12 protein-coding genes are annotated in these 12,823 nt (G+C 42.1%); 3 read left to right on the top strand and 9 right to left on the bottom strand.

Annotation, left to right across the window (positions count from 1 at the left end):
* Window positions 1-42: 42 nt before the first annotated feature.
* Window positions 43-141, bottom strand: coding sequence for a YjcZ family sporulation protein (locus tag O9139_RS31735; protein WP_270879494.1), 99 nt, complete (start codon window positions 139-141; stop codon window positions 43-45).
* Between the two features lie 611 nt (window positions 142-752).
* A complete protein-coding gene (locus O9139_RS31725; RefSeq protein ID WP_270885750.1) occupies window positions 753-1,139 on the bottom strand; it encodes a YmaF family protein in 387 nt (128 codons plus the stop codon).
* Window positions 1,140-1,901: 762 nt separating this feature from the next.
* Between O9139_RS31725 and O9139_RS31720 the strand changes: the two genes are divergently transcribed.
* Both O9139_RS31720 and O9139_RS31710 read left to right on the top strand, forming a co-directional pair.
* Window positions 1,902-2,165: a DUF2642 domain-containing protein gene (locus tag O9139_RS31720; RefSeq protein ID WP_270885749.1), complete on the top strand. Its 264-nt coding sequence runs from the start codon at window positions 1,902-1,904 to the stop codon at window positions 2,163-2,165.
* Between the two features lie 355 nt (window positions 2,166-2,520).
* Complete coding sequence (locus O9139_RS31710; protein ID WP_270885747.1) at window positions 2,521-2,925, top strand: DoxX family protein; 405 nt, start codon at window positions 2,521-2,523, stop codon at window positions 2,923-2,925.
* 822 nt (window positions 2,926-3,747) lie between these two features.
* Here O9139_RS31710 and O9139_RS31705 read toward each other — a convergent pair.
* The 6 genes from O9139_RS31705 to O9139_RS31680 form a co-directional block, all read right to left on the bottom strand.
* Window positions 3,748-4,374, bottom strand: coding sequence for a hypothetical protein (locus tag O9139_RS31705; RefSeq protein WP_270885746.1), 627 nt, complete (start codon window positions 4,372-4,374; stop codon window positions 3,748-3,750).
* Window positions 4,375-4,748: 374 nt separating this feature from the next.
* Window positions 4,749-5,384 carry a prolyl hydroxylase family protein gene (locus O9139_RS31700; protein ID WP_270885745.1) on the bottom strand — a complete coding sequence of 212 codons (636 nt, stop codon included), beginning with the start codon at window positions 5,382-5,384 and terminating at the stop codon, window positions 4,749-4,751.
* A 302-nt stretch (window positions 5,385-5,686) separates the two neighbouring features.
* Window positions 5,687-6,238, bottom strand: coding sequence for a D-glycero-alpha-D-manno-heptose-1,7-bisphosphate 7-phosphatase (locus O9139_RS31695; protein WP_270885744.1), 552 nt, complete (start codon window positions 6,236-6,238; stop codon window positions 5,687-5,689).
* Complete coding sequence (locus tag O9139_RS31690; RefSeq protein ID WP_270885743.1) at window positions 6,235-6,939, bottom strand: nucleotidyltransferase family protein; 705 nt, start codon at window positions 6,937-6,939, stop codon at window positions 6,235-6,237. The genes O9139_RS31695 and O9139_RS31690 overlap by 4 nt, the downstream gene beginning before the upstream one ends.
* Window positions 6,940-6,943: 4 nt before the next feature.
* On the bottom strand, window positions 6,944-7,528 hold the full coding sequence (locus tag O9139_RS31685) for a D-sedoheptulose-7-phosphate isomerase (RefSeq protein WP_270885742.1): 585 nt from the start codon (window positions 7,526-7,528) through the stop codon (window positions 6,944-6,946).
* A gap of 2 nt (window positions 7,529-7,530) precedes the next feature.
* Window positions 7,531-8,556, bottom strand: coding sequence for a GHMP family kinase ATP-binding protein (locus O9139_RS31680; RefSeq protein WP_270885741.1), 1,026 nt, complete (start codon window positions 8,554-8,556; stop codon window positions 7,531-7,533).
* A gap of 207 nt (window positions 8,557-8,763) precedes the next feature.
* On the opposite strand from O9139_RS31680, the gene O9139_RS31675 reads away from it, so the two are divergent.
* Window positions 8,764-10,905: a glycosyltransferase gene (locus tag O9139_RS31675; protein WP_270885740.1), complete on the top strand. Its 2,142-nt coding sequence runs from the start codon at window positions 8,764-8,766 to the stop codon at window positions 10,903-10,905.
* A gap of 97 nt (window positions 10,906-11,002) precedes the next feature.
* On the opposite strand, the gene O9139_RS31670 is transcribed toward O9139_RS31675, so the two are convergent.
* Window positions 11,003-12,043, bottom strand: a complete 1,041-nt coding sequence (locus O9139_RS31670) for a glycosyltransferase (protein ID WP_270885739.1) — start codon at window positions 12,041-12,043, stop codon at window positions 11,003-11,005.
* Window positions 12,044-12,823: the final 780 nt, after the last annotated feature.

The following is a 12,823-nucleotide window of genomic DNA, read 5'->3' as shown; positions in this document are numbered from 1 at the left end:
GTTTTGTTTTTCTCGATATTCTGTGTGTTGGTTTAGAGAATATTAGATTACAAAAGCTGACGTAATAATTACCAAGAGAATGAAAAGAACCAAGACCGCAGCCATACTTGTACCTATACCGCCATAGCCTACTCCGCTCATATCTACACATCCTCTCAGTGGTTTTCAATATGGTATAAAATACGTTCGATACAAAATACTTGCTTGGACGATAGCCCAAATAGGAGTGTCTAAACCGTCGCTTCCTCTTTGGGAAAGCTGATGTTATCACTCTATTTGGCGATAGGACCGTTTTTGTTAATCTCGATATTCTTTGGTTTGATGATGGAATATTAAATTGTAAAAGTTGCTAAGACGATTACCAAGAGAATAAAAAGAACCAAAACAACTGCGGCGCTTGTACCCAGGCCGTAACCGGCGCAACTACCACCATAACCTACTGCTCCCATATTTACTCATTCCTCTCGGGTGATTTTTTACTTCGGTATAAATATACGTTCGGTACATATTGTTTGCTTGTGCATATGCCATTGGAAGGCAAACGCTGAGGATTAATGCCTTTAGGTATCCGTGATTTCCGTGATTTATTACGCCCAAGAATGATGAATTGTTTAATGGTCGGAATAGTTGCGAAGAAACGGCGTCTACGCGGTCGTATCTTGAACAACCCTATCGATCGGAAGAGTTATAAAATATTATTTTCTTCCATGGAAACAAAAACCTTGACCGTGTCCGGCCAATTTCGAATGCGATTACACTTCATTGCCAGTGGCACCTCTGTAGTAATGTGCATGAGGGTGCATACCATTGACGGTTGTATATCCTTCAAAGTAATGAATATGTCCTCCCCCAGGAACGTCCACAGCTGGACCAGTTACCCCCTCAATCATATGGGTATGACCATCACTCATGGAAGTAATCGTATGAAAACGATGAACGTGTGGAACGCCTGTCGGAGCCGGCTCCGTGATTCCCACATATTCATGGGCATGACCGTCATTCAAAGAGGTTGTGCCTGAAAACATATGTCTATGAGGGTAGGGCCTTCCGTCCCAGGACGTGATATACAATCCGTGTGAATGATCAGATGATGAATCGTTATTGTGGAAGACGAAGCCTGTTACAGGTATTTTTTCCATCTCTTATCCCCTTTCACTAGCCTGATACACACTATGAGTAAGGGTGGGTTTTTGACATAGGCGCCTGACCCTGACGAAATCAACAATCCGATTAGACTGTGCTTAGCGAATCTAAACTGCTTCCTTAATTTCTACATTGAAATAAATGAGCCCTTCGATACCTGGCGGAAACTTAGGATTTCGCGTTGGGGAGAAAAGGCTGCTTCAGCAATACAACTCCTTTCTCTCCGTTACTCTCCTGCCATAACCTGAAGCTTCATATCTCGTCAGGCCCTTTTTACGGCGGCTTTAGACCGGAATATCAAAGAGCCAAAAAATTATATTCTTCGCAAGATGAACGCCAAGTTTAGTTTTATCGCATTACATGATCAACTCCAACGCTCCTGCCATATTTCATTTTATTACATGAATATTTTCATCCGATCGACGCTTTTTTCGCTTTCTCTTTGATATAGTCGTCGGTTCTTAGCGCTAGCGACATGACTGTATTCGTAAGGGACTTCCATCACCTGAAATGACCTACGGCTATCCAGCTTAAAACTTTTTAATGACTTCGTCCAAGAATTACTTTAAACAGCTTCGTATTGTGTATAGTCTTTACAAAGATCTTCCAATAAGGGGGGGGAATTACTATGTCTGGCACTATTGGAACTTCCGCCACAACAATCCTGGTTCTTTTCATCTTGTTAGTAATCGTTACTATGACATTTGTTTGGTAATACTCGCTTTCTTTTGTTATTACAAAAGCTGGAGGTGATGAGAATGTCATTTAATCATAACAAACTCAAATCTCTTGTTGGCAAACACGTATATGTCATGACACGCCATGGTCAAGTCTTGGATGGCACTTTACAAAAAGTCAAGGGTGATACAATTTATCTTTCTTCTGGAGATAAGACAGTAAGCACAAGAGCTTTTTCTCCGTTCTTCACGCCCTTTTTCAACCCTGTAACTCCGCTCGTGCTTTTTGATTTGTTAGCCATCGAGGAGTCACCATTCTTTTTTGGATCACCCTTCTTCTTTTAATAGTTTTCTTGAAAAAGCCACTCTTAATTGAAATGAGGCAATAATATGGGATATGGGACAACTAACTTCGGTATAGGCAGTACTAGTATGGCAGCGGTTTTAGTTTTATTCATATTACTAGTAATTATTACAATGACATTTGTAATTTAAGATTGATCTTATTCTCGTTGTTATCGTTCAGCAAGTTTAGCAGGAGAACAAACTCCATAGTTCCGATAACCAGCCTAAAGAGTCGTAGATACTCCTGGGCTGGTTTTTAGTTTATTCAAAGGCTATCCCATTGCGTTTATTGTTGATTATCCTTGGAAATAACTATAAGTGAGAATCACACTCTAGAAGCATTATGGAGGAATCAATGAATAACAGATCATTTTCAAACTATGCACCGTTACTCATTCGAATCGTAATTGGAATATCGTTTATTTTACATGGAATACCCAAACTTACAAACTTGGCTGGTACAACACAATTTTTTTCTAAAGTCGGAATTCCAATGGCCGGCATCGCAGCTCCGGTTATTGGTATTCTTGAGGTTATTGGAGGCTTGGCTTTAATTCTAGGACTTTTTGTGGAAATATTTTCGATCCTGCTCACACTAGATATGATTGGTGCCATACTAGCAGCCAAATCAGGTAAAGGTTGGGTCGGAGGGTTTGAACTAGAATTGTTGCTCGGAATCACAGCACTCTCCTTGCTTTTCAGCGGCCCAGGTGCTTTTTCAGTAACAAAGGGACTATTGCTCAAAAGATCCTCGATTTGAAAACAACTAAATAGAAGCCCTCAAGAACCCACCATCCGGTGAATTTCTTGAGGGCTTTTCGCTGTAACATTAAAGAAAAAAACAATAACCGTCCCTCAAACGCATGTTGAATTCTAATTTCGTTTTTTTCATTAAATCCTCACTCTTTAGAGAAAAATTGTCATCCTATAAGAATTAAAACCATTTATAGAACATTCCTGCCATTAAATGAATAAAAAAAGAGACCCACAGCAACGGGCCGCGAGTCTAAGTTAAATATTTTAAAGGGGGTCTTGATTCTTAGTATAGGCTAAATTCATTAAGACAGAATGAAATTAATATTTCAATTTGATTACATCTTTCAACTAACATGTCCCATTAGTTCAAGACCATGATCTGGTGAGTTCTGTAATGACTCCATCTAATGGACCTATCATGTTGATGAATTCTCCTGTATTAGCCTGAATATTTAAGTCATAACCATCAACCATAGTCTTGAGAGGCGCTTCCTCGTCCAAGACTCTTCTTGATCGATACTATCGGATTTGTTTTTATTTGATCGAAAACATGTTAGTTCATATCAAATATTACTAAATTCTTTTAAGTTTGTTTTTTTAGAATCTGCCTTGATGATTGGTGGGAACGAATATCACCAGCCCGCCACGGTCATCCTGACTTGTCGATCAAACCCTGTTGATATGAGTCGCTTTAAAATCGGACGTGTATATATCCAGCCATTCGATTAATCCCAATATGAGCCGTTCAGATGAGACTGTTTAAAGAAGTCTGTAGACACTCAAATATTAAACACTTCGGATATCTAAATAACATTTCAAAGGATATTTACTTTTTTGATTGTTGTGCAAAATTAATTCTTATACGTGCAAGGACACCCGCGGGATTATTATCGCTTCTGTTGCTATTCGATGGGAAATTAAAAGCAGCTATCACAATATCATTTCTCCCCCTGCGAAGGAATGGCACAATATCAAACTGTCTTCCCGGGTTAAAGAAAGAACTGTTCGCCTGTGGAGAGTCGATAATAAGGGCTCGCCCATTAATTAATACGATAGCGAAGTTATCGACGGCCAGGAATAAAGTAGCGTCATCAATTTCATCAACATCCCGAAGTATTGTAAATCTTCTGGCTACCACAGCCGCAGGACCATTCGGATCGTTTTTACCCCATAAATAGGATTCGCCTGCTTGCGGTGCAACCCACGACGGATTTCGATTGATTGGTAGCGCGTTGACCCAACTGCTGTCTGTACTGATTGTCCTAGTTTGGCTAATCACAACTGACTTTTGTGAGTTCAATGATCTTTGAGCGGCATGCACCATTTTCTTGAAATTGCTTGCGGAGAACCCAATTTTTCTCGAAGATTGTGTTTTCTTTATGGCGCTTTGAGTTTTCTTCACCGTGTTCTGTGTCTTATTTACCGTACTTTTTGTGATCCTCTTATTAATCATTTTTTCCACTTCCCTCTATTAAGATCACTACATCATATGAAACTAGTGATCCGAAATTAAGGGCTAATGAAATAGTGAAAAAATTTTAATTTAACCATTTAATATAGTCGTGGAAGCTCTATGTCTGTCAACAGAAAAATAAAACCTCTCAGTGTGATATTTCCATAACGTTCAATGGTCATTTATCACCAAACAATCCATTAAGAAAACTTTTCTTCTGAACAAATTCGGCTTATTCTGGACTTGGTACATAAGGGAGCTTAACATACACACCTTTTGAAACCATTACTTTTGATGCCATGACAAAAATCCAAAACAGTGTTTACTCAATGAAAAAGAGGAGCTGCATCGCTTGCAAACTCCACTCTCGTTCTTTAAATGTTGCGATGTCTTTGTCTTCTCATCCACTGGGTTGCTACCCATTTTTCTCCGACTTCTACGAGATTTCCAGCATGTAATGTTAGTTCATTTAAGCGATTTTCATTATAAAAATATTCAAAATAGACGGCACTGCCTTTTTTTGGCGTTACTGTAAAACGAAGTGAAGGGAAATACGTTTCACCGCCCTTTTCCACGTCATTTAAATACATCACCAGTGTGCTGATGCGATTGTTTACAACATTTCCTGATGTAAAATAGTCGAAATGAGGATGATACTGTTCCCCAGCTTTATAATGTAAAATCTGCAGCGGTTCAGCATGTGAAATCGGTATATTCATCAGTTCAGACACTCTTGTCTCAATTTTTTGAATCAATTCATTTTCGCTTTCTTCAAAAAACATGTTGCTGCTTGTTCTAATATTGCTTACTACGCGAGATTTACCGATTTTAGCTCGCTTCATTCTGTTATTAGCTAAGTCAATCAAAGCGTCACATTCTTTGTAGCTTAATACATTGTCCAAAATTAAGATAAGCGGTTCATCCATTTTGCCGACAACATGAATCTCTTTATCCTTAGTAATTATTTTGTTTCCAAATGAATTGAAAATCGTCTGCTCTATAATGGCCATCGTCGCATCCTCCATTATGGATTACCGAGGAAGTAATCTACATGATGTCAGTCGATTTAAACAGTTCTTCGTGGCACCAGAAGTCCGTCATATTTTATAAAAAATATTCTTCAGCGCTTTTTTTTAGAACAAACGAGGTTATTCTACTAATCATCTTCGTGCTATATGGACTCTCAGCAACTGAGTGTCGACTCCAAACATAAAAACACCGCAATGAGCATACAAACCACTTAATAGTAAAACAAGCTGCCGAATTACCTGGCAGCCTGATGATGTAACGGTCATTTTATATGAAGATGTATTTATTTGTTTTTGTCAAAAAAATGGTCAGCCGCCTCGCGTATATGCCTTACAGTAAACGTAGCCGCAGTAGTCGAACTTCCATCACAGCCGCGAATCAAGATCGTGGTCCCGATTCCCGCCCGCAAACCCGCTTCGATGTCACTCTCTTTATCACCTATTAACACCGATGAGGCTAGATCCAGCTGGAACTCCCGCATTGCTTGTAAAATCATACCCGGATTCGGCTTTCGACAGAACGCGTCTTGTTTGTATTCACCGATGCCGTGTACCGGATGATAGGGACAAAAATATACTTTGGCCATCCGGATACCGTGTGCCTCGAATTGCCCCACCATCCATGCCGTTAACTCCCAAAAGTTCTCCTCCGTGTAATATCCCCGCCCAATGCCTGCTTGGTTGGTCACAATGATGAGTATAAACCCCGCTTGCTGAAAACGTAAAAGGTTCTCGAATATACCCTCGGTAAACTCGAAATCTTCTACTTTGTAAACATACGATTTGTCAATGTTAATTACACCATCTCTATCAAGCAAAAGCGCCTTCGGTCTCATCCGTTTCCACCAGCAGTGACAAGCTCGGATTTCGCACGCTCATAGTCTTCCGGAATCCCGATATCGATAAAATATCCTTCACTCGGGAAGCCATACATGTTAAGCTTCTGTACTCCGGGATTTTCTAGAAATCGTTCAAACGAAAATTTACCAGACAGCTCGAATGGATCCCATAAATCGGTACGAGCTACGTATACACCACCATTAATCAATCCGGATTCACACATCCGTTTCTCTTGGAAGCTGGAAACCCGATAGTCCGAACTTACGATAACGGTACCATATCGGTCAAACCGCTTCATGGGTTTAAGTGAAAGCGTCAAGTCGGCAGCGCGGTCTTGATGAAACTGTACCAGCTGCCGGATATCGACTTGGAACATCGTGTCTCCGTTTAATAACAGCACCTGATCGCCGGAGATCTGATCCATCGCCTTCTTTAGAGCCCCTCCTGTTCCTAGCGGTTCTTCTTCCACCGAATATGCGATTCTTATTTCTCCGCAGCGATGGCCGAAGTAGGAACTTATGGTTTCATGTTTGTATCCTACCGCGAGTACCACACTGCGAACCCCTTGCATCTCCAATCGTTCAATAATGTAACGAAGAAATGGTTTGCCCCCTACGGGAGCCATCGGTTTTGGTACATCCCAGATAACCTCACGCAAACGAGTCCCGAGTCCGCCAGCTAAAATGACTGCTTCCATATGCTTAAAATCCCTTGCCAAATATGGATTCTTCGACAATTGCACATAAAATATGGCCAATCAGAATATGCGCTTCTTGGATTCTCGGGGTTTCCTGGGAGGGGATACGAATGCATATATCGCATAGAGCTGCCAAACTGCCGCCAGTTTCACCAGTTAAACCAATGGTCGTGATCCCCATAGTTCGGGACATTTCTAAACCTCTTATAACATTAGGAGAGTTGCCGGATGTGGAAATGCCAATAAATAAGTCTCCGGTTCGGCCGAGGGCTTGAACTTGCCGTGCAAACAACTGTTCATATCCGTAGTCGTTTCCGATTGCAGTAAGCACGGAGGTATCCGTCGTAAGCGCGATGCACGGCAAGCCGGGACGATCGAAATAAAAACGGCTGACGAATTCACCAGCAATATGCTGAGCATCTGCCGCACTTCCTCCATTGCCGCCGATCATGATTTTATTTCCCTTTCGGTAAACCTCAATCATTTTTCTAGCTGCCTGCTCTATTAAACTCAATATAGCGCTATCTTTAGCAATCGCCCGTTTAATCTCGATCGACTGTAAAATATGGCTGCTAATATACTTCTTCAAATTTATGCCCTCCATCCTTGCGTTCCGTTCTTCGTAAAATGGACTTGAAACACTTTACCCCCTAATTCGTTCAATCGCTGAACGACCTGTATGCGTTTGACGGGATCCACAATGAACATCATAAATCCGCCTCCTCCGGCTCCGGATACCTTGCCTGCATAGGCACCGGCTATAATAGCCGTATCGTAAATGAAGTCTATCCGGTCGTTCGTTATAGAGGCAGCCATCTTTTTTTTGGCATTCCATGATTTCCCCAAGTGCTCGGCAAACTTTTTGATTTCACCCTTTAATATACATTCCTTTATGGCATAAGCCTCCGCTTTCAATTCATGGGTCGCTTCCAGGGCCGATTGGTTCTCTTCAAGCGTATTGCGGACTTGTTCGTCAATGATCACGGCAGATTGCCTTGATGCTCCCGTGTAATATAAAATCATAGAACTTTCTAATTCACTTATAATCCAGTTTTTCACCCGAAGCGGGTTCACAATAACCCGATTATTCTCGTGAAACTCAATAAAGTTGAAGCCGCCGAAGGTGGCCGCATATTGATCCTGCCTTCCTCCGCCCCAACCGACATCGATACGCTCGATTTCATAGGCAAGCTGAGCAATTTCATATTCCCCGAGCGGCAGATTAAGCCATTCCACGAAAGCTTTCAGCATGGCAACTACCATTGTGGATGATGAACCTAGACCGGATCCTGCGGGAGCGTCAGAATAGGTGGTCATCCGAAAAGAGAGCGGCTTGTCTTGCATAAACTGTTTGACAATCCGGTTATATACGCCTTTATGCAAGCTTAGACAACCATCCAACTCCAGCTCCCGGCGAGCGTCCGAATGGAACTCTTCATTGAGATCCGAAGCGACAAAAGTAAGGTTACCGTCATCGATGACCTCAATCGTACAATAGGCGTACAAATCAATCGTCGCATTCAGTACGCATCCTCCGAATAAGTCGCAATAAGGCGAGACGTCTGTACCTCCTCCGGCTAGCCCCAATCTTAAAGGGGCTTTAGATCTAATGATCATGTGATTCCTCCGTTCATTTTTTGTCCAAACTGCTTATAACCAATTCAGCTTATGTGCGGATTAGACAACTTGTATGGACGCATGGTGCAGAGAGGGAAATTTTCCAACCACCTTGCTTTTTGTAAATAAACGTTTGTCCCATTCACACCCTTTGCAGAGAGAATAGTATAGCTATGTGATAATGAATTACGTCCAGGAGGTGTTTTGGTGAAGCTAGCGGCTAGGAAAAAGAAGAAAAAGACAGTTGCGTCTGCACTCGTTCGTAAGCATCGTATACACAAACAAACAGCAGCTGGCCGGCGACTATTGCTCAAACGTGGAAAATCCGCACGTGCCCGTTGGAAAAAACGGTCAGTTGTAAAGCTTAATAAACGCAAACGGATCCGGCGCTTGAAGCGTAGTCGGATCCGTAAAGGATTACCCCGCGTTAATAAGCTGTTGGTACCGGTCTGGGATCACCCATTGGTTAGCATAATTATTCCTGTTTACAACAAATGGGATTTTACCTATCCATGCTTGGTGTCCATCGTTGAGAATACCCATGGTGTCCCTTACGAGATCATCGTGGTGGATGATATTTCCAACGACTTAACAGCTCATATCGGACATTTCGTCAAACATGTCACTGTCATCCGAAATAAGGTGAAGAGGGGTTTTCTTCATAACTGCAATCGTGGGGCAGAGAACTCCAGAGGAAAGTATGTATTATTTTTAAATAACGATACCAAAGTAACTCCCGGTTGGTTGGAGCATCTGCTGTCTTTACCAGAAAAAGACCCAACTATCGGAATCGTAGGCTCTAAGTTGATATATCCGGACGGAAGACTTCAGGAAGCCGGCGGTATTGTCTTTAATAACGGGTATGCAAGGAATTACGGCCGTTTAGATAGCCCGAACAAACATGAGTACAACTATGTCAAGGAAGTGGATTATATCTCCGGGGCATCGCTAATGATTCGTAAAGACTTATGGAATCAAATGGGCGGTTTTGACGTACGATTCGCACCTGCTTACTCAGAGGATGTGGACATTGCCTTCCAAGCAAGACAACTCGGATACAAGGTCGTATTGCAACCCAAATCTGTTGTCGTGCACTACGAGGGAATATCCCACGGCACAGACCCCAACTCAGGAATTAAAAAATATCAGGTGATTAACCAACAGAAATTTAGAGAAAAATGGGCAGAAGTACTCGAGCGGGATCATCTTGCCGACGGTGAACACCTTTTTTGGGCAAGGGAACGCTCAAAGTTTAAAAAAACCATTTTGGTCATTGACTACGGCGTTCCAAGTTTCGACCAAGATGCAGGCAGCCGAACGACGTTTATGTATCTGAAACTGCTTGTGGATATGGGCTTAAATGTAAAGTTTATTCCAGACAACTTCACCAAACTGGAACCCTATGGCTCTGAACTCGAACAGCTCGGTATCGAGATCATCTACGGAACACAGGATCGCGGATATTACGAGTTCTGGATCGTTAAGCACAAGGATTACATTGATTATGTCCTGTTGAACCGGCCTAACATTTCACATCAATATATCGATCTAATCAAAGCCCACACCCGTGCTAAAATCCTGTACTATGGCCATGATTTGCATTACGTCCGTGAGTTGAAGCAGTTCGGATTGGACAAAAACCGCGGGCTACTTCAAGAATCAGAGTACATGAGAAGACTGGAGTTCGACTTGTTCACCAAAGCAGATACCATCCTGACCTGCAGCGACTCTGAAAAACGAATTATCGACGGGAATTTTCCAAATAAAAGCTCCCTATTGATTCCGGCCTATTACTTTGACCAAACGATTCCAAGAACAAAGGCATGGGAAGAACGCGCCGGTCTGCTCTTTGTTGGCGGTTTCAGACATAGTCCTAACGCCGACGGTATTTTGTGGTTTTGTCGTGATATTCTACCTATTGTGCAGCAATCCATTCCTGATATACAACTGTTCATCGTCGGTTCCAATCCTACGCAGGAGGTACTAGAATTACAATCGGATCGGATTATTGTCAAAGGATTTGTATCCGACCATGAGCTTAAAGAGATGTATGAAACCACCAAAATTGCCGTTATTCCTCTTCGCTACGGAGCAGGCGTGAAAGGTAAAACGATAGAAGCAATGTGCCATCAGACACCGTTAGTTACTACTAGTACGGGGATCGAAGGGCTGCAGAATATTAGGCAATCGATTGAACCTAAAAACACTCCTCAGGAATTCGCCGCAGAAATCATCCGGTTATACCACAATAACAGTCTATTAGAGCACAAAGCCGAACAATGTAAACAGTACGTGGAGACTTACTACTCCAGATCAAGAGCCTTGGAGTGTATAAAGTTAGCTTTATAGCGCCGAATAAAATCAAAAAAGTGACTGAAAGTTTCTACTTTCAGTCACTTTTTTTCTACAATCGAATGTAATTTGAATGGCCTGGAGAGAGGTCTTCTTATCGCTTCGAACCGTTCATATTTCCTTTCTCTTTCATTTCAGCAAAATATTTTTTCATAATTGCTGGATGTTTCCCGGTAAAAGGCTTCGTCAAAATGTCATATTCGGTCCGATCCGTCGGTTTCCCTAAGTATTGATCGACATCCCGACGACGGTTATCGTTTGCTTTTACCCGGGAACCGAAAGCATAATGGTAATGGTAGACTGGAATTGGCTCGACCTTATTGGGGATTTCCCACATGTAACGTCCGAACAGCTGCAATTTGCAGTGATTTTTGGCATCGTCGTATCGAATACCAATATGATTGCGCCACATGAAGTATTTATTGACAGACCAGTGATTATCATTCGCTGCATTTATTCTTATTGTTTGAGGATTCATCCAGAATTGTACCCATGGAAATGAGATCGCATCCGTTTCTTTCTGGGCCATCAGACGAGGCAAGGCATTACGGAAGCCATCATCTATCATCTCATCGGCATCGATCGCCATAATCCAATCTCCGACAGCTTGGTCGACAAGGAAATTCCTTACAACTGATTCGTTCCAATCATCGGAGTAGGGCAACCCCGTCTGCTTCTTATGGAACAGCCGAATATTCGCGCGCTTTTTCCACTCATTGATTATTCTTACACTGGCGTCAGTGCTTCCTCCATCTAAGATAAGAATTTCATCCGCGTAGGAAGCGACACTTTCTAGAAACAGCGGAAGGAACTTTTCCTCATTCAATATCGGCGCGATAACCGAAAGTCTTGGCTTCGTCTCTAATATAGTAGCTTGCGGAACATCCACAGGTTCATAAACTAACGGTACGTCTATCAGAGCAGGTGGTGGCTGCTTCACTGGATGTGTGTTTCGTTTAGATGTTCTTCTCCCCGTACGTTTCTTTACTTTTCGCAGCAGACGCTTGCGGAATTTTATTGTTCTCCGCGTTCGTTTCATTTTGATCCCATTTTTCCTGCGGATTCTCTTACGCAGCTTTTGCTTCCGATTCGTTTTGACGGCCTTTTTAGCTACCTGCTGGAGAACTTTTTTCATTGAGGACCTCCTTCGTGGTTTAGTTGAAACGATTCGGGAATCACATGCTTTTTACTTTGCCATTCCTGTAATCCAAGATAGTATATTCAACCCTCTCTGCCTATGAATGGACGAATAACTACAGTTAAGTTATTACCGGCCCAAACGCTGCAGCCGTTATTAGCAAACGGCCCTACTTCTTACAGCAAATGACCATCCGCTCTGAAAAAGGTCTTAGCCCTTTCTCCTTTTTGAATGCAGCTAAAGCCCATTCCGTGCATAACAGATAGCGAACTTAAGAACCATGTGAAAGAGGCTTTTTTATGCAGGCTTATTTCTTCTGGCAATGCCCAGCAAATCATTTCATACATACCATTCAACCGGGTGAAACGTTATATCAACTTGCGTTTTTATACGATACATGCATACAATGTCCAGATGAAAAAGATGAAGAAAATGAGGTCTCTCAAACTGTGTGGTAAATTAGCTCGAATTCTCGTTGGAATGGCTCACTGCCGTGAAGTTTATAATCCTCATAAAACGATGCCGCTACTACTCGTTGCCTAATCGCTATCTGACCGTTTGTCGTATGAATTTTGGCTTAGAAGAAAAAATTCGTGAGTTGGACTCATTCATATCCCTGGGCTAGCCCATGTTGATTTATGGTCATACAGAAACTATTTTGATAAATAGTGGAACTAAACTACCCGTTAGCCATACATGCAGCGCAAGCGCTGCACCACAGATCATGAAAATGGGTTAAGCAATTCGTCAATACTTCTACTATGGCTGGGAGAGGAA

Source organism: Paenibacillus aestuarii, from assembly GCF_027789125.1.
GTDB lineage: Bacteria > Bacillota > Bacilli > Paenibacillales > NBRC-103111 > Paenibacillus_E > Paenibacillus_E aestuarii.
The sequence above is the reverse complement of the archived record's forward strand: the minus strand, read 5'-3'. Positions and strand labels throughout refer to the sequence as shown.